At 73.0% G+C, this 26,035-nt stretch carries 26 protein-coding genes; 17 read left to right on the forward strand and 9 right to left on the reverse strand.

Features of this window, described 5'->3' with window-relative positions; translation table 11 throughout:
- Window positions 1-10 precede the first annotated feature (10 nt).
- Window positions 11-781, reverse strand: a complete 771-nt coding sequence (locus tag IT780_RS28110) for an alpha/beta hydrolase (protein WP_199514795.1) — start codon at window positions 779-781, stop codon at window positions 11-13.
- Complete coding sequence (locus tag IT780_RS28115) at window positions 693-1,664, reverse strand: EamA family transporter (RefSeq protein WP_199514796.1); 972 nt, start codon at window positions 1,662-1,664, stop codon at window positions 693-695. Before IT780_RS28115 ends, IT780_RS28110 begins: the two co-directional genes overlap by 89 nt.
- 71 nt (window positions 1,665-1,735) lie before the next feature.
- On the opposite strand from IT780_RS28115, the gene IT780_RS28120 reads away from it, so the two are divergent.
- From IT780_RS28120 to IT780_RS28145, 6 genes are all read left to right on the forward strand, one after another.
- Window positions 1,736-2,683, forward strand: a complete 948-nt coding sequence (locus IT780_RS28120; RefSeq protein ID WP_307831423.1) for a helix-turn-helix domain-containing protein — start codon at window positions 1,736-1,738, stop codon at window positions 2,681-2,683.
- Window positions 2,684-2,841: 158 nt separating this feature from the next.
- Window positions 2,842-3,027: a hypothetical protein gene (locus IT780_RS28125; RefSeq protein ID WP_233413627.1), complete on the forward strand. Its 186-nt coding sequence runs from the start codon at window positions 2,842-2,844 to the stop codon at window positions 3,025-3,027.
- 4 nt (window positions 3,028-3,031) lie between these two features.
- Window positions 3,032-3,256, forward strand: coding sequence for a hypothetical protein (locus IT780_RS28130; RefSeq protein WP_199514797.1), 225 nt, complete (start codon window positions 3,032-3,034; stop codon window positions 3,254-3,256).
- Between the two features lie 40 nt (window positions 3,257-3,296).
- On the forward strand, window positions 3,297-4,091 hold the full coding sequence (locus tag IT780_RS28135) for a hypothetical protein (RefSeq protein ID WP_199514798.1): 795 nt from the start codon (window positions 3,297-3,299) through the stop codon (window positions 4,089-4,091).
- Between the two features lie 56 nt (window positions 4,092-4,147).
- Window positions 4,148-5,998, forward strand: a complete 1,851-nt coding sequence (gene htpG, locus IT780_RS28140; protein WP_199514799.1) for a molecular chaperone HtpG — start codon at window positions 4,148-4,150, stop codon at window positions 5,996-5,998.
- Between the two features lie 21 nt (window positions 5,999-6,019).
- Window positions 6,020-7,024 (forward strand): NADP-dependent oxidoreductase, encoded by a 1,005-nt coding sequence (locus IT780_RS28145; protein ID WP_199514800.1) that lies wholly within the window; start codon window positions 6,020-6,022, stop codon window positions 7,022-7,024.
- Here the strand turns inward: IT780_RS28145 and IT780_RS28150 are convergent.
- On the reverse strand, window positions 7,011-7,856 hold the full coding sequence (locus IT780_RS28150) for a LysR family transcriptional regulator (RefSeq protein ID WP_199514801.1): 846 nt from the start codon (window positions 7,854-7,856) through the stop codon (window positions 7,011-7,013). The genes IT780_RS28145 and IT780_RS28150 overlap by 14 nt on opposite strands.
- Before the next feature lie 71 nt (window positions 7,857-7,927).
- Between IT780_RS28150 and IT780_RS28155 the strand changes: the two genes are divergently transcribed.
- A complete protein-coding gene (locus tag IT780_RS28155) occupies window positions 7,928-8,638 on the forward strand; it encodes an SDR family oxidoreductase (RefSeq protein WP_199514802.1) in 711 nt (236 codons plus the stop codon).
- Window positions 8,639-8,668: 30 nt separating this feature from the next.
- Window positions 8,669-9,070 (forward strand): HIT family protein, encoded by a 402-nt coding sequence (locus IT780_RS28160; RefSeq protein WP_199514803.1) that lies wholly within the window; start codon window positions 8,669-8,671, stop codon window positions 9,068-9,070.
- A 425-nt stretch (window positions 9,071-9,495) separates the two neighbouring features.
- On the opposite strand, the gene IT780_RS28165 is transcribed toward IT780_RS28160, so the two are convergent.
- The 3 genes from IT780_RS28165 to IT780_RS28175 all read right to left on the reverse strand — a co-directional run bounded on the left by IT780_RS28165 (window position 9,496) and on the right by IT780_RS28175 (window position 11,493).
- Entirely contained in the window at window positions 9,496-10,335 is an 840-nt protein-coding gene (locus tag IT780_RS28165; protein ID WP_199514804.1) for a PfkB family carbohydrate kinase, read from the reverse strand.
- A 4-nt stretch (window positions 10,336-10,339) separates the two neighbouring features.
- Window positions 10,340-10,495 (reverse strand): hypothetical protein, encoded by a 156-nt coding sequence (locus IT780_RS28170; protein WP_199514805.1) that lies wholly within the window; start codon window positions 10,493-10,495, stop codon window positions 10,340-10,342.
- Between the two features lie 77 nt (window positions 10,496-10,572).
- Window positions 10,573-11,493 carry an amidohydrolase family protein gene (locus tag IT780_RS28175; protein ID WP_199514806.1) on the reverse strand — a complete coding sequence of 307 codons (921 nt, stop codon included), beginning with the start codon at window positions 11,491-11,493 and terminating at the stop codon, window positions 10,573-10,575.
- A 3-nt stretch (window positions 11,494-11,496) separates the two neighbouring features.
- Here IT780_RS28175 and IT780_RS28180 point away from each other — a divergent pair, with 3 nt between their 5' ends.
- Window positions 11,497-13,032 carry a DHA2 family efflux MFS transporter permease subunit gene (locus IT780_RS28180; RefSeq protein ID WP_199514807.1) on the forward strand — a complete coding sequence of 512 codons (1,536 nt, stop codon included), beginning with the start codon at window positions 11,497-11,499 and terminating at the stop codon, window positions 13,030-13,032.
- Window positions 13,029-13,628, forward strand: coding sequence for an acyl-CoA-like ligand-binding transcription factor (locus IT780_RS28185; RefSeq protein ID WP_199514808.1), 600 nt, complete (start codon window positions 13,029-13,031; stop codon window positions 13,626-13,628). The genes IT780_RS28180 and IT780_RS28185 overlap by 4 nt, the downstream gene beginning before the upstream one ends.
- Here the strand turns inward: IT780_RS28185 and IT780_RS28190 are convergent.
- A complete protein-coding gene (locus tag IT780_RS28190; RefSeq protein ID WP_307831425.1) occupies window positions 13,625-14,317 on the reverse strand; it encodes a TetR/AcrR family transcriptional regulator C-terminal domain-containing protein in 693 nt (230 codons plus the stop codon). The two genes, IT780_RS28185 and IT780_RS28190, sit on opposite strands and share 4 nt — an antisense overlap.
- Window positions 14,318-14,412: 95 nt before the next feature.
- Between IT780_RS28190 and IT780_RS28195 the strand changes: the two genes are divergently transcribed.
- Window positions 14,413-14,937, forward strand: a complete 525-nt coding sequence (locus IT780_RS28195) for a hypothetical protein (protein ID WP_233413628.1) — start codon at window positions 14,413-14,415, stop codon at window positions 14,935-14,937.
- A 2-nt stretch (window positions 14,938-14,939) separates the two neighbouring features.
- Here IT780_RS28195 and IT780_RS28200 read toward each other — a convergent pair whose 3' ends face one another.
- A complete protein-coding gene (locus tag IT780_RS28200; protein ID WP_199514810.1) occupies window positions 14,940-15,497 on the reverse strand; it encodes a TetR/AcrR family transcriptional regulator in 558 nt (185 codons plus the stop codon).
- 67 nt (window positions 15,498-15,564) lie between these two features.
- Between IT780_RS28200 and IT780_RS28205 the strand changes: the two genes are divergently transcribed.
- Both IT780_RS28205 and IT780_RS28210 read left to right on the forward strand, forming a co-directional pair.
- Window positions 15,565-16,248 (forward strand): SDR family oxidoreductase, encoded by a 684-nt coding sequence (locus IT780_RS28205; protein ID WP_199514811.1) that lies wholly within the window; start codon window positions 15,565-15,567, stop codon window positions 16,246-16,248.
- Between the two features lie 44 nt (window positions 16,249-16,292).
- Window positions 16,293-17,846 carry a GntP family permease gene (locus tag IT780_RS28210; RefSeq protein WP_199514812.1) on the forward strand — a complete coding sequence of 518 codons (1,554 nt, stop codon included), beginning with the start codon at window positions 16,293-16,295 and terminating at the stop codon, window positions 17,844-17,846.
- A 70-nt stretch (window positions 17,847-17,916) separates the two neighbouring features.
- On the opposite strand, the gene IT780_RS28215 is transcribed toward IT780_RS28210, so the two are convergent.
- Entirely contained in the window at window positions 17,917-18,699 is a 783-nt protein-coding gene (locus tag IT780_RS28215) for an LLM class F420-dependent oxidoreductase (RefSeq protein WP_199514813.1), read from the reverse strand.
- Between the two features lie 111 nt (window positions 18,700-18,810).
- Here IT780_RS28215 and IT780_RS28220 point away from each other — a divergent pair, with 111 nt between their 5' ends.
- The 4 genes from IT780_RS28220 (at window position 18,811) to IT780_RS28235 (ending at window position 25,964) form a co-directional block, all read left to right on the forward strand.
- The gene (locus IT780_RS28220) at window positions 18,811-19,791 is read left to right on the forward strand and encodes an alpha/beta hydrolase family protein (RefSeq protein ID WP_233413629.1); all 981 of its coding nucleotides are present in this window, start codon (window positions 18,811-18,813) and stop codon (window positions 19,789-19,791) included.
- 172 nt (window positions 19,792-19,963) lie between these two features.
- On the forward strand, window positions 19,964-22,108 hold the full coding sequence (locus IT780_RS28225) for a transglycosylase domain-containing protein (protein ID WP_199514814.1): 2,145 nt from the start codon (window positions 19,964-19,966) through the stop codon (window positions 22,106-22,108).
- Window positions 22,109-22,327: 219 nt separating this feature from the next.
- Entirely contained in the window at window positions 22,328-24,673 is a 2,346-nt protein-coding gene (locus IT780_RS28230; protein WP_199514815.1) for a beta-glucosidase family protein, read from the forward strand.
- A gap of 151 nt (window positions 24,674-24,824) precedes the next feature.
- Window positions 24,825-25,964, forward strand: coding sequence for an NAD(P)/FAD-dependent oxidoreductase (locus tag IT780_RS28235; RefSeq protein ID WP_199514816.1), 1,140 nt, complete (start codon window positions 24,825-24,827; stop codon window positions 25,962-25,964).
- Window positions 25,965-26,035: the final 71 nt, after the last annotated feature.

The raw sequence follows: 26,035 nt of genomic DNA on the forward strand, positions 1-26,035 counted from the left end.
TCAGTCTGCCCTATCCCAGCGTCCGCGCGATGAGGTCGAACGCCTCCGGCAGGCAGGTGCTCCAGTACGCGAAGTTGTGCCGGCCCTCGCGGTAGCTGCCCGCCGCCCGGCCCTCGGGCAGCGCCTTCTCCAGCGCCTTCACGTCGTCGAGCAGCCCGTCGCCGGTGCCGCACCAGAGCCCGACCGGTACGCCGCGCAGCCGGCCCGCTTGGGCGAACACCTCGTCGCCCGGGGAGACGGCGGGGGAGAAGGCGGCCACGGACCGGACGAAGCCGGGGAACGTCTCGGCGAGCAGCAGGGAGCCGTACCCGCCCATGGACCAGCCGCAGGCCGCGATCCGGCGGGTGTCGAAGCCCCGTTCCGCGCACCAGGCCGGAAGCTCCTCGTGCACCATCGCCTGCGGGTCGTCACCGCCGGACGGCCGCCACGCCAGGCGCCCGCCCGTCGCCCCGGCGAGCACGAAGGGGGCGTTGCCGCGGCGTACGGAATCGGTCACGAACCGGCCGAGGCCCAGCGCGGGATAGTCCGCGGCGGTCTTGGAGGCGCCGTGCAGCACGAGGCAGACCGGCAGCCCACGCCCGTCGCCGTGTCCCGCCGGCACGGCCGTGTAGAAGTCGACGTCCTTGCCCCGCGCCCGCGACCGCCGGGTCTCCAGGCGCTCGTCGCCCAGCGGCGCGTCCGGGATCACCGGCTCAGCGGCGTACCTGTTCCGGGCGTAGCCCCCGGCGGCCGCGAGGGCCACCGCCGCGCCCGCCCCCGTCAGCAGCGTCCGTCGTCTCATCACCGTCCTCAACGCCCCGCGCGCCGCGCCGTGACGGGATGACGATCAACGCCACCCCGGCCACGATGACCGCCGTGGCCAGCGCGGTACGCCCCCCGACCTGCTCACCCAGCAGCCACCACCCGAGCAGGACAGCCACGACGGGGTTGACGAAGGCGTACGTGCCGACGATGCGTGCCGGCATGTGGTGCAGCAAGTACTGGTAGCAGCTGTACGCGAGCAGGCTGCCGAAGAGCACGAGGTACGCCAGCGCCCACGCCGACCGCCCCGGCGCCTCGAACCGGCCGAACTCGCCACCCACGGCCGCCGCGACGGCGAGGATCCCACCGGCGCACAGCATTTCCACCGAGCTGGCCAGCAGCGGCTGCTCGGGTTGCGGCGCGCGGGTCGCGTACACCGACCCGAGGCCCCAGCAGAGCGCGCCACCCAGCGCGACCGCCGTGGCGAGCGGGTCCGGCCGCTCGCCGGTGCCGGTCAGCAGCGCCACCCCGCCGAAGCCGGCGACGATCCCCGCGATGCCGGTCCAGGCGATGCGCTCGCCGTCCGCGACCCGTTTGCCCAGCGCCATCCAGAGCGGGATGGTCGCCAGCAGCAGCGCCGTGGTCCCGGCCGGCAGCTTCTGCTCCGCCCAGGTTGCGCCGCCCGTCCCGGCGGCCGGCAGCAGCAGGCCCTGCACAGCACCGGCGCGCCACTGCGCCGCGGTGGGCCGGTGCCACCGCCCGCCCCGGCGCCGCCACGCGCACCAGCACCAGAGCAGCGCGCCCGCGACGAAGAACCGGACGGCGTTCATCGCCAGCGGGGGCATCCGCTCGACCCCGACTTTCATGGCGACGTACGTCGAGCCCCAGACCACGTACACGACGAGCAAAGCTGAGATCCGCATGATGCTGTTCTGCCCGATCGCGAGGTGGCAGCGATGCCATCCCTGCGGCAGTTTCTGCCAAACTGGGCGACGTGGAGGACGTGGCCGTGGTCGTCGCCGAGCCGGTGCCCGCGTTCGAGCTCGGCATCATGAGCGAGCTCTTCGGCCTGCCGCGCATGGACCCGGCGTTACCGCGCTACCGGTACGCGGTCTGCGCGCAGGCCCGGAAGCCCCTCGCGACCTCCACCGGGTTCACGGTCACCCCGACGCACTCGCTGCGCCGGCTGGCCTCGGCGGACCTCATCGTCGTCACCGGGGCCGCGCCGCCGGTGCCCCCGCCCTCGCCGCAGCTGTGCGCCGCGCTCATCGGCGCCGTGGGGCGGGGAGCGACCGTCGCCGCGGTGTGCACCGGCGCGTTCGTGCTGGCCGAGGCGGGGCTGCTGGACGGGCGCCGGGCCACCACGCACTGGGCGTACGCGGCCCAGCTCGCCGCCCGGCATCCGGCCGTCACCGTGGTCCCCGACGAGCTGTACGTGGTCGACGGCCCGGTGGCGACCAGCGCCGGCACCACGGCCGCCCTGGACCTCGGGCTGCACCTGATCCGTACGGCCCACGGCGCCCAGGTCGCGAACCGGGTGGCCCGCGAGATGGTGTTCGCCGCCCATCGCAGCGGCGGGCAGTCCCAGTTCACGCGTACGCCCGTCCCGCCGCTCCCGGAGTCCGGCCTCGGCCCGGTGCTGGACTGGGCGGCGAGCCACCTCGGCGCCGACCTGTCGGTGTCCGCGCTCGCGGCCCGGGCGGCGATGTCCCCGCGGACCTTCGCCCGCCAGTTCGTGGCCGCCACCGGCGCCACCCCCGCCGCCTGGGTCCGCGACCAGCGCCTGCGCCTCGCCGAGGAGTTGCTGGAACGCGACGGGCTGCCCGTCGAAGCGGTGGCGCGCCGGTGCGGCCTGGGCAGCGCCGACACCCTGCGCCGCCACTTCCGGCGCCTGCGCGGCGTCACCCCGGGTCAGCACCGCGCCGCCTTCGGGGATCGGTAACCACTACTCAGGGTGATGCGATCTTGGCCGATCGGCCGGTTCGTTGCTGAACGGTACGTGCATAAGCTGAGGTCGTGAACTTGACCGAGGTTGCGATGGCCGCTGCCATCACTGTGAGTGTTGCCGGTGTTTCTTACGCTGCGTTCAACACGCACGGTTTGACGGCGGTCACGGTCAAGGTCGCGGACCAGGTGAGCTGCCGGACGGTGGAGGATGCGATCACCGCGTACGCCGCCCAGTACGGCTCCGCCCCCACGGGGATGGCGCAGCTGCGGCCGTACGTGCGGGGCGATGTGTCGGCGTACCGGATCGTCGGCGGGCGGGCAGCGGGACCCGGCTGCTGAGCAGGTGAGCCGCGACACGACGAGCGGTCACCCGGCCGACGCCGGGTTGCTGCTCGGGCGGTGCGCGCTGTTCACCAACACCTTCCCGGCCGGTGCCGTGCTCGCCGGACCGGTGCTCGGCCTCGCCCAGCACGCGGGCTACCGGATGCCGTACGTCGTCGCCGCCGTGCTGAGCGCCGCCGCCCTCGCGCTGCTCGCGGTCGGGCGACACGGAGGGAAATCCGCCTGATCGGGCGCCGAAGTCCCGTTCGTACCTGTATGACGGTTTCATGGGTGAGTTGACGAGGCGGGACAAGCAGGTCGTCGGCGGCATGGTGGCGCTCCTGGTCGCAGGCGGGGGAGCGCTGGTGCTCAGCGGGGAGGCCGACCGCGACGGCCCGGCCACGGCGCCGCCGGAACGGACGGTCATCGCGGGTGCCGAGGCCGAGATGGGTCCGGCGCGGCGGCCGGCGCCCGGCAGGACCGGCGGTGCCGCCCCGCAGGCCACGGCGGAAGCGCCGGCGGAGATCCGTACGCTCACGCCCCGGCCGGGGTTCCCGGCGACGACGAGCGCCGCGACGCCCGGCCGCACCACCGTGCCGGCTCTCACGCCGCAGTGGACCCCCGCTCTGCCGCCGCCGCTGGTACGCCCCCCGCTGCCGACGCCGACCACACCGGCCCGGACCACCACGCCGGCGACCACCAAGCCCGGCCCGGCCACCGTGCCGTCCACCCGGCCCCCGGCGACCCGCCCTCCGGTGACCCGGCCTCCGGCGACGCGCCCTCCGGTGACCCGCCCGCCGGCCACGACGGCGCCACCCGCGACGACGCCGCCGGCGACCACTCCGCCCGCGACGACCCCTGCGCCCGAGCCGACGACCCCGCCGGTCACCGAGGCACCCCAGGAGCCCGCCGAACCCGAGCCCACGACCGCGCAGCCGCAGGACGACGGCGGCGAGGACCACGACCAGGACCAGGACCACGGCCACGACTTCCCCTGGGAGCCCGGCGCGGGCGGTCTGCCGGCCGGCCCGGACGCGCTGACCTGGCCGCCGGCCGTGCCCTCGGGGAACCCCTTCGAGTAGATCACCGCAGGGTCATACGATCAGCGGCGGAACGTATCGACGCACGGAGGGATGACATGGGCACCGAGACGCTGGAGTTCCAGGCCGAGGCGCGGCAGCTGTTGCAGCTGATGGTCCACTCGATCTACTCGAACAAGGACATCTTCCTGCGTGAGCTCATCTCCAACGCCTCCGACGCGCTGGACAAGCGGCGGCTCGCCGGGCTCACCGACGACAGCCTGCGCACCGACGACCTGCACATCGAGATCGAGGCGGACAAGGACGCGCGCACGCTGACCGTGCGCGACAACGGCATCGGCATGTCCCGCGACGAGGTGGTCGGCCTCATCGGCACGATCGCGCGCTCCGGCACCGCCGAGATGCTGCGCCGGCTCAAGGAGAGCAAGGAGAACGAGTCGGCCGAGCTGATCGGACAGTTCGGCGTCGGCTTCTACTCCACGTTCATGGTCGCCGACGAGGTCACCCTGATCACCCGCAAGGCCGGCGAGGACACGGGTACGCGCTGGCGGTCGGCCGGCGAGGGGACGTACACGATCGAGGACGTCGCCGACGCGCCCACCGGCACCGCCGTCACCGTCCACCTGCGCCCGAAGGACGAGGAGGACGCGCTCTACGACTACGCCGACGAGTGGAAGATCCGCGAGATCGTCAAGCGGTACTCGGACTTCATCTCGTTCCCCATCCGCCTGCTCAAGGGCGAGGGCGAGCCGGAGACGCTGAACTCCATGAAGGCGCTCTGGGCGCGGCCGCGCTCCGAGGTCAAGGACGAGGAGTACACCGAGTTCTACCGGCACATCAGCCACGACTGGACCGACCCGCTGGAGATCATCCAGATGCGGGCCGAGGGCACCTTCGAGTACGAGGCCCTGCTGTTCATCCCGTCCCGCGCCCCGCACGACCTCTTCCAGCGCGACGGCCGGCGCGGCATCCAGCTGTACGTCAAGCGCGTGTTCATCATGGACGACAGCCGCGAGCTGATGCCCGACTACCTGCGGTTCGTCAAGGGCGTGGTGGACGCGGCCGACCTGTCGCTGAACATCTCCCGCGAGATCCTGCAGCAGGACCGGCACATCCAGCTGATCCGCCGGCGCCTCGCCAAGAAGGTCCTGTCCACCATCAAGGACCTGATGACCAAGGAGCCGGAGAAGTACCGCACGCTGTGGCGCGAGTTCGGCCGGGCCGTCAAGGAGGGCCTGCTCGGCGAGGCCGACGACCAGAAGGCGATCCTGGACGTGTCGTCGTTCGCCTCCACGGCCGGCGACGAGCTCACCACCCTGGCGGACTACGTGTCGCGCATGAAGGACGGCCAGGACGCGATCTACTACATGACCGGCGAGAGCCGCGCCCAGGTCGAGAATTCCCCGCACATGGAGGCGTTCAAGGCCCAGGGGTACGAGGTTCTGCTGCTCACCGACCCGGTCGACGAGATCTGGGTCGAGGCGGTGCCCGAGTACGACGGCAGGAAGCTGCAGTCCATCGCCCGCGGCGACGTCGACCTCAAGCCCGACGAGAAGCCGTCCGAGGAACAGACCGGCGAGTTCGCCCCGCTGCTGACCTGGCTGGGCGAGACGCTCGCCGATGTCAAGGAGGCCCGGCTCTCCACCCGGCTCACCACCTCGCCGGCCTGCCTGGTCAGCGACGCCGACGACATCACCCCGACCCTGGAGAAGATGTACAAGGCGATGGGCCAGGAGGTGCCCCCGGTCAAGCGCATCCTCGAGCTGAACCCGGACCACCCGCTGGTCACGGGCCTGCGCGACGCGTACGCCCAGCGCGCCGACGACCCGAACCTGCCGGAGACGGCCGAGCTGCTGTACGGCACGGCCCTGCTGGCCGAGGGCGGGGACCTGGCCGACCCGGCCCGCTTCGCCAAGCTCCTCGCCGACCGCCTCGCCAGGACCGTCTGAACGACCCCTAGGGTGGGCGGCATGACCACCTCGACAGAGATCCGGCTTGCCGCCCGCCCGCACGGGACCCCCGTGCCGACCGACTTCGAGACCGTGCGGACCGAGGTGCCTCAGCCCGGCCCCGGGCAGCTGCTCGTCCGGAACACGCTGATGAGCGTCGACCCGTACATGCGCGGCCGGATGGACGACCGCAAGTCGTACGTGGCGCCGTACGAGCTGGGCAAGGCGCTGCAGGGCGGCGCGGTCGGCGAGGTCGTCGCGTCGGAGGCGGACGGGTTCCAGCCCGGCGACACGGTGCTGCACGGGCTCGGCTGGCGCGAGTACGCCCTCGTCGAGGCACGCTCGGCGGCGAAGGTCGACCCGTCCCGGGCGCCGCTGGGGGCGTACCTGGGTGTGCTCGGGATGCCGGGGCTGACGGCGTACGCCGGTCTGCTGCGCACCGCGGAGTTCAAGCCCGGCGACGTCGTCTTCGTCTCCAGCGCGGCCGGCGCGGTCGGCCAGGTCGTCGGCCAGCTCGCCAAGCTGAAGGGCGCCGCCCGGGTCATCGGCAGCGCCGGCTCCGCGGCCAAGGTCGCCTACCTGCGCGAGGAGCTGGGCTTCGACGCGGCGTTCGACTACCACGACGGGCCGGTACGCGACCAGCTCAAGGCCGCCGCCCCGGACGGCATCGACGTCTACTTCGACAACGTCGGCGGCGACCACCTCGAGGCGGCGATCTCGGCGCTGACCGTGCACGGCCGGGTCTGCGTCTGCGGCATGATCAGCGTCTACAACGCCACCGAGCCGGTCCCGGCGCCCCGCAACCTGGCCCAGGTCATCGGCAAGCGCCTCACCATCCGCGGCATGCTCGTCGGTGACCACGGCGACCTGCGCGACCAGTTCCACACCGAGGTCGCCCCGCGGGTGGCGGACGGCAGCATCCGCTACCGCGAGACCGTCCTCGAAGGCATCGACCAGGCAGTGGAGGCGTTCCTGTCCATGCTGCGCGGCGACGGCATCGGCAAGACCCTCGTCAAGCTGGGCTGAGCGCGCTCACCAGGGCGGCAAAGTCGCGGAGCAGCGGGTTGTCGTCGCGGTCGCTCGCCCACGCCAGGCACACCGTGTTCGCGGAGATGCCGGTGATCCGGGCGTACGCGACGTCCGCCCGGGTGTAGAACGCCGCGGTGGACAACGGCAGCACCGCGACGCCGCGGCCCGCCGCGACGTGCTCGAGCTTCTCCTCGACCGAGGCGGCGGGCACCGGAACCGCCCGGCCCTGCCATTCCGGGACCGCCGCCGGATTCTGCAGCAGCGTCGCCCCGGCGAGGTCCCCGATCGCGATCTCGTCCTTGCCCGCCAGCGGATGGTCCGACGGCACCACGGCCACCCGCGGCTCGGTCGTCAGCGGCTGCACGGTCAGGCCGCGCCGGTCGAGGGGCAGGCGCACGTAGCCGATATCGGCGCGGCCGTCGCGCAGCACCTCGCCCTGGTCGTCCCAGTCGGTACGCAGGACGTCCACGGACAGCCCGGGGTGACTGTCGCGCATCGCCCGGACGGCCGCCGTGACGGTCAGCCCGGGCATGAACGCCACCGTGAAGGAGTCGGTCCCGCCCGCGGCGCGCCGCACCCGCCGTTGCAGGGCGGCGGCATTCGTGAGCAACGGTACGGCGTCGGCCAGCAGTTGCCGTCCCGCCGGGGTCAGCTCGGTGGCCCGTTTCGTCCGGACGAACAACTCCACCTTCAGCTCGTCCTCGAGCGCGCGGATCTGCCGCGACAGCACCGGCTGGGCTATGTGCAGCAGCGCCGCGGCCCGCCCGAAGTGCAGCTGCTCGGCGACCGCCACGAAGTACCGCAGCTTGCGCAGGTCGACGTCGCTCATGCCCGCAGGGTATGACAGCGGCCGGAACAGGTCTTGGACGGGCGCGGGCGGCCGGGCGGATCGTGGTGGTCATGGAAATGCAGAATCAGCGTGTCGTCGTCCTCGGCGGCACCTCCGGGATCGGCGCGGCGGTGGCGCAGGGCGCGGCCGGCCGCGGTGCGGATGTGGTGGTCGTGTCGAGCAGCAAGACGAAGGTGGACGCGGCAGTGGGCCGGCTGCCGGGAGCGAGCGGTGCGGCGGTGGACCTCACCGACCCGGCCGCGACGGAAGCCTTCTTCGCCGCGGTGGGGGACTTCGACCACCTCGTCTACACGGCCGGGGAGCCGCTGTCGCTGATGCCCGTGGCGGCGTTCGACGCGGCGCGCGCCCGCGCCTTCTTCGAGCTGCGGTACTTCAGCCTGCTCGGTGCGGTGCACCGTGCCGTACCGAGGATCCGGCCCGGCGGCTCGATCACCCTGACCTCCGGCACCGCGGCCGACCGGCCCGGACCGGGCTGGCTGCTCGGCGCGAGCATCTGCGGCGCGATGGACTCGCTCACCCGTGCCCTCGCCACCGAGCTGGCGCCGATCCGCGTCAACGCGGTCAAGCCGGGCGTCACCCGCTCACCGCTGTGGGACCGCATGGACGACCCCGCCGAGCTGTACGCCCAGGCCGGCGCCGGCCTCCCGCTGGGCCGGGTGGGAGAGGTGGAGGAGGTCGCGGCGGCGTACCTCTACCTGCTCACGCAGCCGTACTCGACGGGGACCGTGCTGACGGCGGACGGCGGCACCCTGGTCGCCTGAGACCGTCGCGGTGCGTGATCTCATAGGGGCATGCCGACCGTCTTCACGAAAATCATCAACGGGGACCTGCCCGGGCGCATCGTGTGGTCCGACGAGCGGGTGGCGGCCTTCCTGACGATCGCGCCGCTCACGCCGGGCCACACGCTGGTCGTGCCGCGCGCCGAGGTGGACGAGTGGACGGACCTGGAGCCGGACCTGCTCGGTCACCTCATGACGGTCAGCCACACCATCGGCGCGGCGCTCAAGCGGGCGTTCGACGCGCCGCGGGTGGGGCTGATCGTCGCGGGCTTCGAGGTGCCGCACGCCCACGTCCACGTGTTCCCGGCCCACGACATGGCCGACTTCGACTTCGCCCGGGCGGACGCGAACGTCCCGTCCGAGGACCTCGACGCCCACCACCAGCGCATCCTCGCCGCCCTCGACCGCAGCTGACGCCGCGCGGCGGGGCGGTCCGACGAGCTTGAGCGGCTGCTCAGTGTCCGGCCAGGTCTCCGATGGCGCAGCTCCCAGGCCCGGCGCACACCGCGAGGAAGGTAGAGGTCCGGCCACAGCCGCCGCAGGGTGCCATCGTCCAGCCAGGCCGCCAGCTCGTCGCGCCGGACGGCTTCCCGCAGCACGATCTCGTAGACGCGGAGAACCTCGAAGGAATCGTCGAGGTCGAACCGGCGGTCGTCGGGAGGGTGCCACACCATTCGGTGCGGCAGCTCAACGACGCCGCAGAATGGGCCGCGCAGCGCGCTCAGGTCAGGTGCGACGACGACCGGACGTCCCGGACGGCTGGTCAGGCGGGCCGGCGGCGCCGTGGATCGGTCGGCCATGCCCTCAGCGTACGCAGTGGGTTTGCGGAGATCGATGCGTCAGCGGAGCGCTGTGAGCCAGGTGCGGGGGCCGCGGTACTGGACCCGAATGCCGGCGACGCCGATCGCATAGCGCAGCGCCTCCGTGAGCTCCGCTCCGCGGGCGATTGCGACCGTCAGCGCGCCGTGGAAAGCGTCTCCCGCGCCGGCCGTGTCGACCGCGGCTACGGGCGGCACGTCGAGCTCGCCGGACTCGCCGCCCGACCACCAGGCGACCGGTTCGGGCCCGCGGGTGATCGCGCCGTGGTGGGCGCCGAGCGCTCGCAGCCCTGAGACCGTGTCGAGGTCGCCCGGTGGGTGGAACGCCGCCGAGCAGGCCGCGACCGCCGCGTGGGGGAGCAGGTCCGCGAAGACCGGCCGCCACGTGCCCGCGTCCAGCACCAGCGGCCGCCCGCTGCGCGCCGCGGCCAGGGCCAGCGCGGGGTGATGCCCGTCGGCCAGCACCGCGTCCGCGGTGGTCAGGGTTTCCGCAAGGGCAGACGGTACGGCCACAGCGACGCCCCGCGCGTTACGGCTCACGATCGTGCGCTGGCCGGTCGCGTCGAGCACCGTGACCGCCGAGACCGGTGGGGGTTCCGGGGTGTCCGGAGCCGCGTCCAGCAGCGTGACGTCGTGGGCGGCGAGGTCGGCCCGGATGAGGTCGCCGAGCGGGTGGGCGCCGACCGCGGTGACCAGGGTGACCTCGGCGCCGAGCGCCGCGGCGGTGAGCGCGGCGTTGGTGGCCGGGCCGCCGGCCGCGACCTCCGCGGACAGCGCCTCCGCCTTGTCGTCCGGGCCGGGCAGGCGGTCGACGCGCTGGACCAGGTCGACCGTGGCCAGCCCGACGCAGACGACCCGCACGGCGTCAGGACGCGAGGTCGGAGAAGAAGACGCCGATGTTGCGGAACACCTCCGCGACGCCGTCGCCGATGCCCTGGGCGATGTCCGCGGCGGGGCCCGGGTTCGTCCCGATGTAGAAGATGACCAGCGCGAGCACGATCCAGCCGACGACCTTCTTCATCCGGCCCACCTCCCCGGCGCGATTGATCGAAACGAATCGTGACACGGCGGAGCAGGTCATGGGGGCCGGACGCGCCGTCAGAGATCGAAAAGGCGGGCCGCGTTCTGCCAGCACACCGCGCGCAGCCAGGCGTCGCCGAGGCCGAGGGCGGCGAGCGCGTCGAGCTGGTGGGCGTACGGGTACGGGATGCTCGGGAAGTCGCTGCCCAGCAGGACCTTGCCGGCGAGCCCGAGGTCGCGCAGCCGGGGGAGCAGGTCCCGGGGGAACGGGGCCATGTCCTCGAAGAACGAGGTGAACGCCATCGTCGTGTCGAGGCCGGCGCGCTCGTGGCGTTCGGCCAGCTGGAGGAAGCCCTCGTACTCCGGGGCGCCGAGGTGCGCGGCGATCATGGCCAGCCGGGGGTGGCGGCGCAGGACCTCGCCGATCGGGCCGGGGCCGGTGAAGCGGTGGGGGACCGGGCCGGACCCGGCGTGCACGACCACCGGGGTGCCGGTGTCGGCGAGGATGCCCCAGGCCTCGTCCAGCTCGGGGGCGCGCGGGTCGAAGCCGCCGACCTGCAGGTGCAGTTTGAAGATGCGCGCCCCGCGCTCCAGCGCCGTACGGACGTCCCGCGCCGCCGACGGCTCCGGGAAGAACGTGGCGCTGGGCAGGCAGCCGGGCGTACGGGCGGCGAAGTCCAGCGTCCAGGTGTTGAGGTCCGCGGCCATGCCGGGGCGGTGGGCGTACGCGAGCGCCGTGAACACGCGCACGCCGAGTTCGCCGAGCGTGGCGACGCGTTCGGCCTCGGTGCCGCGGTAGTGGATGGGCCATTTCCGGCCGATGAGGGGCCCCGCCTCGTCGAAGTGGGCCCAGACCCGGCGCTGCATCCGTTCGGGCAGGAAGTGGGTGTGCACGTCGGCGAGCCCCGGCAGGCCGAGCGCGGTGGCGAAGGCGGTCACCGTCCGATGATGGCGTACGTCACAAACCGAGGGCTTCTGGCTTTTGACAGTTACCCTCATTTCATGGCTACCTCCAATTCACGCTGGTGGGCGCTCGCGGCGCTCTCCCTCAGCACCATCGCGATCGGGCTGGACAGCACCGTGCTGTCCGTGGCCCTGCCGACGCTCGCGGGAGACCTGCGGGCGACGACCGGTGACCTGCAGTGGTTCACCACCTCCTACCTGCTCGTGCTCGCCGCCGCGCTGCTGCCCGCCGGGATGCTCGGCGACCGGTTCGGCCGCAAGCGGATGCTGCTCGGCGCCCTGGTCCTCTTCGGGGCGGCGTCGGCCGCGTGCTCGTACGCCACGACCTCCGGCCAGCTCGTCGCCGCCCGCGCCGTGCTCGGCCTCGGCGCGGCGGTGATCATGCCGCTCAGCTCCGCCGTGCTCACCGTGATCTTCGACCCTGAGGAGCGGGGCCGGGCGCTGACCGTCTGGGTCACCGCCAACACGCTGGGCATCCCGCTCGGCCCGCTGGTCGGCGGCTACCTGCTCGACCACTTCTGGTGGGGCTCGGTCTTCCTGATCAACGTGCCGCTGGTCATCGCCGGCGTCGTCGCGGTCGCGCTGTGGGTCCCCGAGTCGCACGGCGACCGCAAGCGGCGCTTCGACCCGCTCGGCGTGCTGCTGTCCGCCGGTGGGCTGGTGGCCGTCACGTACGGCGTGATCGAGGCCGGCGAACGCGACTGGACCGACGCCCGTGCCGTGCTCACCGCGGTGGCCGGGGTGGTGCTCCTGGTGATCTTCGGCTGGTGGCAGCGCCGCGCGCAGGCGCCGCTGGTCGACCTCGCGCTGTTCCGCTCGCGGGCCTTCACCTGGGGCGCGCTGCTCGCCACGGTCGCCAGCTTCGCGATGTTCGGCCTGCTGTTCGCGCTGCCGTTGTTCTTCCAGGAGATCGGCGGCAACGACGCGTTCGGCACGGGACTGCGGCTGCTGCCGGTCATCGGCGGGCTGATGGTCGGCGCGCGCATCGGCGGGAAGCTCGAGAACCGGCTCGGCGCCAAGGCCGTCGTGACGGCCGGGCTGCTGCTGATCTCCGGCGGCCTGCTGCTGGGTACGGCCACCGGCCCGGACTCGGGGTACGGGTTCGTCGCGATCTGGATCACGCTCGCCGGCATCGGCCTCGGGCTCACCATGCCCCCGGCGATGAACGCCGCGCTGGGCGCACTGTCGCGCGAGCGCAGCGGGGTGGGCTCCGGGCTGATCCAGGCGATGCGCCAGGTCGGCAGCGCGATCGGGGTCGCGGTGCTCGGTACGGTGCTGAACTCCGCGTACCGCGACGGCGTCGACGGCTCGGCGCTGCCGGACACCGCCCGTGACAGCGTCTCGGCGGGGGTCGCGGTCGCCCGCCGCCTCGGCGACCCCGGGCTGCTGGACGTGGTGCGCTCGGCGTTCACCGACGGCATGGCCCTGACGATGCTGGTGGCCGCGGTGGTGGCAGTGTGTGGCGCCGTACTCTCGATGATCTTCCTGCCGGGCCGTCCGGCGCGGGCGGGCGACGCGCCGGACGTCCCCCGCACGCCGCTCTCGCCGCCGGCGGCGGCAGAATCGACGGTATGACGCCGCCGGGACTGCGGGAACGCAAGAAAGCCAGAACGCGCGCCGCGATCCGCGAGCACGCGATGAGGCTCTTCGACGAGCAGGGGTACGCCGCCACGACGGTCGATCAGATCGCCGAGGCGGCGGACGTCTCGCAGAGCACGTTCTTCCGGTACTTCCCGACCAAGGAGGACGTGGTCCTCGCCGACGACCTCGACCCGCTGTTCGTGCAGGCGGTCCGCGATCAGCCGGCCGACCTGCACCCGATCGAGGCGATCAAGCGCGGCATCCGGCAGGTCTTCGCCGCCGTCAGCGAGGAGCAGCGCCGGCAGGAGCGGCGGCGGCAGCGGCTGATCCAGTCGGTGCCCGAGCTGCGGGCCCGTTCGCTGCACCAGTACGCGGCCGCCGTCGACCTGCTCGCCACGGTGGTGGCGGAGCGGGCCGGCGTGCCGGCCGACGACTTCCCGGCCCGGGTGCTGGCCGGCGCGGTGATCGGATCGCTGCTCGCGACGCTGCCGCGCGGTGTCGACGAGCCCGCCCTGGACCACGACGAGTTCTCCTCCATGGAGCGCGCCCTCGACCTGCTGCGGGCCGGTCTGCCGCTGGGCCGGCGTTAGGGGCTGTCCGGGCCGTCCCCGGTGGTCCCGGGGATCAGGCGGGCGAGGCCGTCGAGGATGAGGTCGAGCCCGAAGCGGAACTCGTCGGGGAAGCTGAACCCCGTCCTCGCCAGCTCGGTGACCACCTCGGCGAGGAACGGGTACTCCTCCATCTCCGACGGGCCCCGGTGCGCGACGGCATTGCGGCGCCGGGCCGCCTCGGCGGGGATGTCGCCCGCGAGCGTCTTCTCCTGCAGGGCGAACCCGTACACGTAGGCGTCCATCAGGTTGGACGCGTGCACGGCAGCGCGGAACGAGAAACCCGCGTCGCGGCGCAGGCAAGCGAGCACGGCGTTGTGGTGCCGCAGGTTGGCCGGCCCGGGCGTGCCCGTCTCCATCCGGCCGACCGCCCACGGGTGCCGCAGCAGGGCGTCGCGCATCGATGAGGCGCGCGTGTGCAGCGCGGCGCGCCAGCCCTCGCCGGCCGGGATCGCGACCTCGGCGAAGACCAGGTCGATCATGCCGTCGAGCAGGTCGTGCTTGTCCGTGACGTGCTTGTAGAGCGCCATCGGCACCACGCCCAGCCGGTCGGCCAGCCGCCGCATCGTGAGCCCGTCGAAGCCGCCCGCGTCGGCGACCTCGACGGCGGCCGCCAGCACCCGGGCACGGTTCAGCCGTTCGCGGCTCGTGGTCGCAGGGCTCGTGGGCACCTACGCTGCTGCGCGCCGCCGGCATCTGCGCCGCGATCGCCGGACTGCTCTTCGTCGGTGTCCAGGTCGGCCACCCACCCATGGGCCTCGCAGCGGTGACCACCACCGACTGGGTGGTCCGCAGCACGGCGAAGGCGGTCATGGCCGCGCTCGCGCTCGCCGGGATCACCGGCATGTACCTGCGCCAGGTCCGCCAGGCGGGCATTCTCGGCCTGGCGGGCTATGCGGTGTTCGCGGCCGGCTACCTGCTCATGCTGGGCATCGAGATCGTCGCGGCGACCGTTCTCCCGTCGCTGGCGGACACCGCGCCGGACTACGTCGCGGACGTGCTCGCCGTGGCCTTCGGCGGCACCGCCGTCCACGGCATCGGGGCTCTGCAGACGGTCATCGTGCTCGGTTCCATCGGCTATCTCGCGGGCGGCTGCGTCTTCGGTGTCGCGCTGTTCCGGGCTCGCGTCCTCGCCCGGTGGGCCGCGGCGCTGCTGGCGGCGGGCACCGTCGCCACGCTCGCGCTCGCCGTGCTGCCGGAGTCGTTCAACCGGCCGCTGGCCGTCCCGACCGGGGTGGCCCTGATCGGCCTGGGCGTCTCGCTCTGGAACGACCAGCGCGCCACCGCCTAGGGTCACCCCTGGCTCAGGGCGTCTTTCGCCGCGGCCAGGACGCGGTCGGACAGCGGCGTGCCGCTGGTCGCGCGGGCGATGAGCAGCGCGCCGACCATCGTGGCGACGGCGGCCAGGTCCTGGTCGCCGTCCGCGCCGGCCATCCACCGGGCGAATTCCTCGACGCCGTGCGCGTACGGCTCCCGGGCCGCGCCGTCCTCGCGCGCCACGTCGGGACCGAGTCCGGTGACCGGGCAGCCGTTCCCCGCGTCGTCGCGGTGCCCGGCCGACAGGTAGCCGGCGACGAACTCGCGCCGGGCCGCGTCGTGATCGCCGGCGTGCCGCTCGTCGAGGTCCGTCAGCCGGGCGCCGAGGTCGCCGAACGCGCGGCCGGTCGCCTCGGCCACGAGCGCCTCCTTCGACGGGAACTGCTTGTAGAAGCCGCCGTGGGTCAGCCCCGCCTCGGCCATGAGGTCGCTGACGCTGACGCCGCCGACCCCGCGTTCGCGGAAGAGCCGGGCCGCCGTACGGACAACCCGGTCGCGGTTCTCCCGGGCCTGAGCCTGCGATGCACGTGCCATGCCGGCCATTGTATGACGCTCGTCATCTAACCTTGGAGGCTATAGATGTCGAACGTAATCTAAACGCATGGACATCGAGAACTCCGTCGCCGTCGTCACCGGCGCCAACCGCGGCCTCGGCCGTCACTTCGCCGCCCAGCTCGTCGAACGGGGCGCCAAGGTCTACGCCGCGGCGCGCCGCCCCGAGACCATCGACCTGCCCGGCGTCATCCGCCTGCCGCTGGACATCACGGACCCGGCCGCCGTCGCGCGCGCCGCCGAGATCGCCGGGGACGCCACGTTCCTCGTCAACAACGCCGGTACGAGCACGGGCGCCGCCCTCATCGGCGGTGACCTCGACGCGATCCGGCTGGAGATGGACACCCACTTCTTCGGGACGCTGGCCATGACGCGCGCCTTCGCCCCGGTCCTCGAGCGCAACGGCGGCGGGGCCGTCCTCAACGTGCTGTCCGTGCTGTCGTGGTACCACCCGGGCCGGGTCGGCGGCTATGTCGCCGCGAAGGCTGCCGAATGGGCGCTGACCGACGCGGTCCGCGAGGAGCTGGCCCCCCGCGGTATCCACGTCGCCGCGCTGCACGTGGGCTACATGGACACCGACATGGCCGTCCACGTGCCGGCGGAGCAGAAGGTGGACCCGGCCGTGGTCGCGGCCCTGGCCCTGGACGAGGTGGCCGCCGGCCGGCCGGAGATCCTCGCCGACGAGCTCACCCGCAGCGTGAAGCGGGGGCTGGCGACGGCGCTGCAGGGCTGATCGGCGCGGGATTGGTTTTCCCACGATCGGGGTACGGCTCGCCCATGATTGCGCACGCCGCTCCCTCGCTGGCCGCGGAGGCGATCACCTCCGCCGGTACCGGCCAACTCGTCCTCGCCGCCGTGCTGGGCATCGCGGCCGTCATTCTGCTCATCGCCTGGGCGAAATGGCATCCCTTCCTGGCCCTCGTCGTCGGGGCGGCCGTGCTCGGGATCGTCGCCGGGGTCGCGCCGGCCGACACCGTCACCTCGTTCACCAAGGGCGTCGGCAGTACGGCCGGCAGCGTCGGCCTGCTCATCGCCCTCGGCTCCATGATCGGCGCGCTGCTGGCGGAGTCCGGCGGCGCGGACGGCATCGTCGCCACGATCGTGCGCAAGTTCTCCGGGTCGGCGCTGCCGTGGGCGATGGCGGGCGTCGCCGCGCTCATCGGCCTGCCGCTGTTCTTCGAGGTCGGCGTCGTGCTGCTGGTGCCGATCGTGCTGCTGGTCGCGCAGCGTACGGACGTACCCCTGCTGAAGATCGGCATCCCGGCGCTGGCGGGGCTGTCGGTGCTGCACGGCCTGGTCCCGCCGCACCCGGGCCCGCTGGTGGCGATCGCGAACCTCAACGCCGACCTGGGCCTGACCCTGGCGTTCGGGCTGATCTGCGCGATCCCCACGGTGATCATCGCGGGCCCGGTCTTCGGGAACTTCATCGCCAAGCGGGTGCCCGTCGCCGTGCCGGGCCGGGCGCTGGTGGGCGCCGGGGCCCCGGCGGCCGACCGGGTGGGTTCCGGCCCGGCCGGAGATCGTCGCGGTTCCGGCCCCGAGGGCGACCGTCCCGCCTCGGGCCCGGCCGGCGGTCAGGACTTCGTGGACCGCGACGACCTGGCCAACGCGGGCACCCGCGAGCCGGACGAGGCGGTCGACGGCAGCCTGCCGGCCCGGCGGCGCAACCCGGGCTTCTGGCCCGCCGTGCTGACCGTGCTGCTGCCCATCGTGCTGATGCTGCTGCGGGCGATCGCCGAGCTGACCCTCGACAAGGGCAACGGCGTGCGGAGCGCCTTCGAGGTGCTGGGCGACCCGGTCGTGGCCCTGCTGCTCGGGGTGCTGCTGGCGATGTGGACGCTGGGCAAGCGGGCCGGCTTCGACCGGGCGCAGACCTCGTCGGTGCTCGGCGGGGCGCTGCCGCCGATCGCGGGCATCCTGCTGATCGTCGCGGCGGGTGGCGGCTTCAAGCAGGTGCTCGTCGACGCGGGCGTCGGCAACGTCGTGGCCGACGCCGCGAAGGACGCGAACATCTCGGCGCTGGTGCTGGGCTTCCTCGCGGCGGTCGGCATCCGGATCGCCACCGGTTCGGCCACGGTCGCCACGATCACCGCCGCGGGCATCGTCGCGCCGCTGGCCGCCACCCTCGACAAGCCCGAGGTGTCGCTGCTGGCGCTCGCGATCGGCGCCGGGTCGCTGTTCTTCTCGCACGTCAACGACGCCGGGTTCTGGCTCGTCAAGGAGTACTTCGGGATGACCGTCGGGCAGACCATCAAGACGTGGTCGGTGATGGAGACGATCATCTCGGTGGTCGGCTTCGGCTGCGTGATGATCCTCGACATCTTCGTCTGACGGGCAGCCTTCGGTCCGCTTGCGGGCGGCCGGGCCCGTCGTGGTGACGGGCCCGGCCGCGTGCCGTGGGTCAGGCGTTCTGCTCGTCGCGCCAGGCCAGCCAGTCGCGCAGCGGGCCCAGGTCCGGCTTCGGGCCGCCGGCGCCGACGGTGAACAGCGAGACGCCCTGCTCGCGCAGCGCCGTGGCGGCCGCCACGCCGCCCTCGGCCGACAGGCCACCGGAGACCTCGATCTCCGAGAAGTCGCGGCCCACGTCGGCGCAGTGCTGCCGGAGCACGCCCAGCTTGTGCGCGACCGTCGCGGCGTCGCCGAAGCTGTGCCAGATGTCGGCGTGCTTGGCCACCAGGCGCAGCGTCTTCTTCTCGCCGCCGCCGCCGATCAGCACCGGGATCTTGCGGGTCGGCGGCGGGTTCAGCTTGCCGAGCCGCGCCTCGATCCGGGGGAGGGCGTCGGCGAGGTCGTTCAGGCGGCCGCCGGCGGTGCCGAACTCGTAGCCGTACTCCTGGTAGTCCTTCTCGAACCACCCGGAGCCGATGCCCAGGATCAGCCGGCCGTCGCTGATGTGGTCGACCGTACGCGCCATGTCGGCGAGCAGGTCGGGGTTGCGGTAGCTGTTGCAGGTCACGAGCGCGCCGATCTCGACCCGCGACGTGGCTTCCGCCCACGCGCCGAGCATCGTCCAGCATTCGAAGTGCAGGCCGTCGGGGTCGCCGTACAGCGGGTAGAAGTGGTCCCAGTTGAACAGGACGTCGACGCCGAGTTCCTCCGCCTCGGCGGCCGTACGCCGGATCGTGGAGTAGTCCGCGTGCTGAGGCTGCAGCTGCAGCCCGATCCTCACAGGCCTGGTCGTCATGGTCGTCAAGCCTAGGCCGCGCCGCGCGGCACGCCGGGGACGTGACCGGATGTGATGTTCGGCTCGTACGTTTCTCAAGGTCATCACAGGTACGCCCCGGACAATGTCACCATGCGTAGACGGACACTGCTGCTCGGGCTGGCCGGCGCCGCCGGGGCCGGGAGCCTCGCGGCGTGCACCGCCGACACGGGTACCGGCGTCGGGATGGCGGGGGCGACCAGCGCCTCCGCGTCGGCCGCGCCCATCCTCGCCTCGACGACGGCCTCCTCGCTCGCGCCGCAGTCGATCACCGCCCGGTACGCGCCACCGGCCGGCAGCGCCCCCGCACAGGCGTACGCCGTGGGCAATCGCGTGCTGGAGTTCAGCCGGGACGGGCGGGCGCTGCCGACCACGGTCTGGTATCCCGCCACGAGCACCGCCACCGACGCCCCCGCGGCCACCGGGCGGTTCCCGCTCGTGCTGTTCAGCCACGGCCTCACCGCCCAGCCGGGTGACTACGCGGCGATGCTGACCCGCTGGGCTGAGGCGGGGTTCGTGGCGGCCGGGCCGACGTACCCGAACACGTCGTACGGCGCCGCGGACCTCGATCCGCTCGACATCGTCAACCAGCCCGCGGACGCCTCCCACGTCATCGACCAGCTGCTGGCGGCCGGTGGCCCGCTGAGCGTGGTCATCGACCCGGACCGGCTCGCCGCGGCCGGTCACTCGGCGGGCGGCATCACCACCGCGGGCCTGTTCAGCGCCCGCCGTGACGAGCGGCTGAAGGCGGGGGTCGTGCTGGCCGGCACCGACTTCCAGGGCACGCCGTTCACCGGGCCGCCGGCGGCGATGCTGTTCGTGCACGGCCGCGAGGACGACACGGTGACGTACCGGGCCGGGCATGCCGTCTTCGCGGCGGTGCCCTGGTCGCGGGCGATGCTGTCGATCACCGAGGGCGGCCACGTCACGACGGGCGCCGACTTCGAGGCCACCACCGCCACGTCGACGGAGTTCCTGCGCTGGGCCCTGTACGGCGACGCCGCGGCTCGCTCGCGCGTCCCTCAGGCAGCCGCCAGCGGCGGGGTCGCCACCCTCGAAGATCAGCTTGTGTGACGTAATCCACTGGCCCCGGGAGCGTGACGCGGACCGCGTCGTTGGGTAAAGGGGAGCCGCCGCCGGGCTGATCCCCTGGCTGTTCAGGGCGCCCGGACGGCGGGCGCGGTCGACACGAACGAGGCAACCCCTCGAGAGGTGGTGCTGGATCTCCGTGGCTAACGTGGATCGGGTGACTTTCTGGACCCGAAAACGCGATCGCTCCCTCTTCGCCAACGGCGGATCGCTGGTGATCTGTGGCCTGCTCGCCGGTGTCGTGGTCGCGGCGGCCTCGTTCCCGGCCGTCGCCATGTCGGGCCTGGCGGCCAAGGCGGGCTCGCAGGGTTTCGCCGAGCTGCCCAGCGAGCTGGAGCAGCAGTCGGCCCCCCAGGTCACCCGGATCTTCGCCTCCGACGGCAAGACGCAGCTCGCGGTCATGTACGACGAGTTCCGCAGCGACGTGCCGCTGAAGGAGATCTCGGTCAACATGCAGCACGCCATCGTCGCGGCCGAGGACCACCAGTTCTACGAGCACAACGGCGTTGACCTCAAGGGTGTGGCCCGGGCCTTCGTCAACAACAAGCAGGGCGGCTCCCAGCAGGGCGCGTCCACGCTGACGATGCAGTACGTCCGCATGTCGCTGGCGTACTCGGCCAAGACGCCGCAGCAGGCGATCGACGCGACGAAGGACAGCCCGGAGCGCAAGCTCACCGAGATGAAGTACGCCATGCAGGTCGAGAAGGAGCTCACCAAGGAGCAGATTCTCGAGCGCTATCTCAACATGGCCCCGTTCGGCAACGGCGCGTACGGCGTCTACGCCGGCAGCCAGGTCTACTTCCAGAAGAAGCCGAAGGACCTGACGATCGCCGAGGCCGCCCTGCTCGCCGGCATGGTGAAGGCGCCGACCTCGTTCGACCCGACCACGCCCAGCGGCTACCCGCAGGCGCTGGACCGGCGCAACTACATCATCGACAACATGCGGGACCTCAGCTACATCACCCCGCAGCAGGCCACCCAGGCCAAGACGGTGAAGCTCGCGAAGACCACGAAGCGCCCCGGCAACGGCTGCGTGTCGGTCGCCAAGAACAACTGGGGCTTCTTCTGCGACTACTTCTACCGCTGGTGGCTGAGCCAGGAGCAGTTCGGCGCGACCTCGTACGACCGTGAGCGCCAGCTGAAGAGCGGCGGCTACCGCGTGGTGACCTCGCTGGACATCAAGGCGCAGGCGTCGGCACGCAAGGAGATCACCGACCAGATCAGCGACAAGAACCGCAACGCGCTGCTGCTGGCCGGGGTCGAGCCGGGCACCGGCCGGGTCCGCGCGCTGGCGGCCAACCGCAAGTACAGGCTGGACGACCCGGAGCACCCGAAGAACAAGCTCAGCTCGAACCCGGACCTGGCGGAGAAGGGCATCCGCGGCACGTACCCGAACACCACCAACCCGATCATCACCGGTGGCGGCGACATCGTCGGTTACCAGGCCGGCTCGGTGTTCAAGATGTTCACGATGGTCGCGGCGCTGGAGAACGGTCTCGGGCTGGACCACTCGATCACGTCGGGCTCCACGTACAAGTCGGGCTACATCATCGACCCGAGCTCCGACGCGGCCTGCCCGGGCACGCACTTCTACTGCCCGTCGAACGCGTCCAAGAGCGAGCAGGGCACCTTCAACATGTGGACCGGCTTCGGCAAGTCGGTGAACACGTACTTCGTGCCGCTGCAGGAACAGGTGGGCGCGGAGAAGGTGGTGGACGTCGCGAAGCGGTTCGGCGTGCAGTTCCGGGCCCGCCAGGACGCCGAGTTCGCCAACGACCCGGCCTCGGCGCACCAGTGGGGCGCGTTCACGCTGGGTGTGTCGGCGTCGACGCCGCTGGACATCGCCAACGCGTACGCGACGCTGGCCGGTGACGGCATGTACTGCAAGCCCACGCCGATCCAGCGGATCACCTCGGCCGACGGCACGAAGCTGAACGTGGGCCAGCCGGACTGCACCCGCGCGACCAGCAAGGACGTGGCGCGCCGGGCGCTCGACGCGGCACGCTGCCCGGTCGGCGACCAGGCCCAGCTGGGCAATTGCGCCGGGGCCACCGAGCCGAACGCGCGCAACGCGGTGGGTCACCCCATCTTCGGCAAGACCGGTACGACGGACGCAGACAAGACCGCCGCGCTGGTGGTGGGCACCCAGTCCCTGGTCGTCGCCGGCTACCTGGTCAACCCGGACTGGGCCGGGCACTACGACCGGATGCAGCACGGCATCGTGAACCCGGCGGTGTACCGGACGGTGGCGGACTACATGGATGGCAAGCCCGAGGAGCAATTCAAGAAACCGGGGGAGTGACCCCGGCCGGCTCTCGACGATCCCGTCGTCTCCCGCAGCGGAGGCGGCGGGATCGTCGTTTCCGGGTTCTCTGAAACTTCCGGAGTGCTACCGGGGCATGTCCCGCCTGCGGAACTGGCATTAGTCGCAACTTCCGGCTTGCGTCGGGAAGACGGGCCGGGAGAGACTGCCTGTGCCGTCCGGAAGAGCACCGGAAGTTTCGGCGAAGCAGGAGGAGTCATGACCGTGCTGAAGGCCGGCCCGCAACCGTGGACCGACACCGCTCGAACCAGCGCCGAGCGCGCCGACGCCTTGCTGGAGGAGATGACCCTCGAGGAGAAGGTCGCCCAGCTGGGCAGCGTCTGGCAGCAGGACGCGGTCGAGACCACCGGTGAGGTCGCGCCGATGCAGGACGTCTTCGCCGCCGGCTCCCGTCCCTTCGACACCGCGGTGCGCGACGGCATCGGTCACCTCACCCGCCCCTTCGGCACCCGGCCGGTCACCGCCGACGAGGGCCGCGCCCGCGTGGTCGAGCTGCAGCGGCAGGTCGTCGACAGCAGCCGCCTGGGCGTGCCCGCGATCGTGCACGAGGAATGCCTCACCGGCTTCACCACGCTGGGCGCCACCGTCTACCCGACGTCGCTCGCGTGGGCCGCCACGTTCGACCCCGAGCTGATCGAGCGGATGGCCGCGGCGATCGCCGCCGACATGCGCGCGGTCGGCGTGCACCAGGGCCTGTCGCCCGTGCTCGACGTCGTGCGCGACTACCGGTGGGGCCGCGTCGAGGAGACCATGGGCGAGGACCCGTACCTGGTGGGCGCGCTGGGTGCCGCGTACGTGCGAGGGCTGGAGAAGCAGGGCCTCGTCGCCACCCTCAAGCACTTCGCCGGCTACTCCGCCTCGCGCGCCGCCCGCAACCACGGCCCGGTCGCCATGGGCTCGCGTGAGCTGCGCGAATACATCCTCCCGACGTTCGAGACGGCGATCCGGGCCGGCGGCGCGCGCTCGGTCATGAACTCGTACTCGGAGATCGACGGCGTGCCGGTCGGCGCGGACCCGTCGCTGCTCACCGGCGTGCTGCGCGACGAATGGGGCTTCGACGGCGTCGTCGTGTCCGACTACTGGTCGGTGCCGTTCCTGCAGACGATGCACCGCGTGGCCGGCACTCCCGCCGAGGCGGGGGCGCTGGCGCTGACCGCCGGGATCGACGTCGAGCTGCCCGACGCCATCGGCTACGGCGCGGGGCTCATCGAGCTGGTGCGCTCGGGGCAGGTGTCCGAGGAGCTCATCGACCGGGCCGCCCGCCGCGTGCTGCGGCAGAAGGCCGAGCTCGGCCTGCTCGACCCGGACTGGACCCCCGAGGGTTCCGTCGCGGCCGGCGAGGGCATCGACTTCGACTCGCCCGCCAACCGCGCGATCGCCCGCGAGGTGGCCGACCGCTCGGTGGTGCTGCTCGCCAACGACTCCGGCGTGCTGCCGCTGACGGAGGGCACCGCCCCGCGCCGGATCGCGGTCGTCGGCCCGTGCGCCGACGACGCCCAGGCGTTCATGGGCTGCTACTCGTACCCCAACCACATCCTCGGCGACTACCCCGAGTACGGGATGGGCCTCGAGGCGCCGTCGCTGTGGGCGGCGCTGCGCGCCGAGCTGCCGGACGACCGGTTCACGCTGGAGACCGGCTGCCCGATCCGCGACGAGGACCGTTCCGGCTTCGACGCGGCGGTCGCCGCCGCCCGCGACGCCGACGTCTGCATCGCCGTGGTCGGCGACCGGGCCGGCATGTTCGGCCGTGGCACGTCGGGCGAGGGCTGCGACGCACCGGACCTCCAGCTGCCGGGCCTGCAGGGCGAGCTGCTGGGCAAGCTGCTGGAGACGGGTACGCCCGTCGTCGTGGTGGTCGTGTCCGGCCGCCCGTACGCGCTGGGCGACTACGAGGGGGCGGCCGCGATGATCCAGGCGTTCATGCCCGGCGAGGAGGGCGGCTCGGCCATCGCCGGCGTCGTCTCCGGGCGGCTCAACCCCAGCGGCAAGCTGCCCGTGCAGGTGCCGCGCCTCCCGGGTGGCCAGCCCGGCACGTACCTGCAGCCGCCGTACGGCGCGAACAGCGAGGGCGTCAGCAACCTCGACCCCACGGCGATGTTCGGCTTCGGCCACGGGCGGTCGTACACCACGTACGAGTACGACGACCTGACGGTCAGCGCCACCGAGCTGCCCACCGACGGCACGGTGACGGTCTCGGTGCGGGTGCGCAACACCGGCCCCCGCGACGGCGCCGAGATCGTCCAGCTCTACCTGCACGACGTCCAGGCCGAGGTCACCCGGCCGCTGCTGCAGCTCGCCGGGTTCGCCCGGGTGCCGCTCGCCGCCGGCGCCGCGGCCCGCGTGGAGTTCACCCTGCACGCCGACCGCACCGCGTTCGTGGGCCGGGACCTGCTCCGCGTCGTCGACCCGGGCGAGGTCGAGATCCACGTCGGCGCCTCCGCCACGGACCTGCCGTGCCGGGCGACCGTACGGCTGACCGGGGAGCGGCGCACGGTGGGCCGGGACCGGGTCCTGCACACCCCGGTGGTCATCGAGCCGGCCTGACCCACCCCGTCTCGTCGCGGCCCGCGGCTTCTCTCCCTGCTGCGGGCCGCGACGTCATTCCCGGCGCCCGGTGTGTCCGGCGTGTGAAGGTCTCCGGCAGGTCGTATGTGACCCGCCGCCCCGGCGCTGAACCGCGCCTACCGTCGCCTCTGTGCACACCGTTGACGTTCTCGTCGTGGGCGCGGGCCTGGCCGGCCTGCACACCGCCCGCCTTCTCGCCGGCCGGGGCCTGACCGTCACGGTGGTCGAGCGCCGCCGGTCGCTGGCGGCGGGCATCCGGACCACCGGCATCTTCGTGCGCCGTACGCTCGACGACTTCGACCTGCCGGAGCACCTGCTCGGCCCCGGCGTCCGCGACGTCCTTCTGTACCCGCCGTCGCGCCGGGCCCCGGTCCACCTCACCAGCGACCGCGACGAGTACCGCGTCGCCGACATGGCGGGCGTCTACGAGCACGCCCGGCGTACGGCCGAGACCGCCGGGGCCCGGGTCCTGCTGGGCGTCCGGTACGCCGGGGTGGCCGGAACCGTGGTCCGGCTCGAGGGCGCGGAGCCGGTGACCGCCCGGTTCGTCGTCGGCGCGGACGGCGCCCGGTCCCGGGTCGCCCGTGACCTCGGGCTGGACGTGAACCGGCGGTTGCTCGTCGGGGCGGAGTACGCGCACCCGATCGCCGAGGGTCCCGACGCCCCGGCGTTCCACTGCGTGCTGGATCCCCGGATCGCCCCCGGCTACCTGGGCTGGGTGATCGCTGACGGGCGGCACGCACACGTCGGAGTCGCCGGATATCCGCGGGCGATGCGAGCCGGCGTACGTCATCTGCTCGACGATTTCGCCGCCGGAGCCCCGGGCCGGGCAGCGCCGACCGGTCCGGTCGAGCGGCGCGGCGGTCCGATCCCGGTCGGCGGCGTGCTGCGCCGGCTGGCCTGCCCGCGCGGCCTGCTCGTCGGCGACGCGGCGGGCGCGGTGTCGCCGCTGACCGCCGGTGGACTCGACCCCTGCCTGCGCATGTCCGAGCTCGCCGCGGCGGTCACGGAGAGCTATCTGCGCACCGGCGACCAGTGCGTGCTGCGTGGCTACTCGGGCGGCGCGCTGCGGGCGCGTTTCCGGGGACGGCTGATGCTGCGGCGCCTGTTCGCCGGCCTGCCCTCGCCGGTCGCGGCGGAGGCGGCGTTCGCCGTGCTCCGCAGCCGTGCCGGCAGGGCGGCCGCGGCCCGGATCCTGTTCGGCGACGGATCGTTCCCGGACGTCCGGGACCGGGCGGAGCGGGCGGCGAGCGGTTGCCTGCGCCGGTGACCGGCCCGGGGCATGGCGTCCGGTGGGAGGGCAGCACCAACACCTCACTGCGCTCGAACTCATCGCAGCGC

The organism is Nucisporomicrobium flavum (genome assembly GCF_016464385.1).
In the GTDB taxonomy this organism is placed as follows: domain Bacteria; phylum Actinomycetota; class Actinomycetes; order Mycobacteriales; family Micromonosporaceae; genus Actinoplanes; species Actinoplanes flavus_A.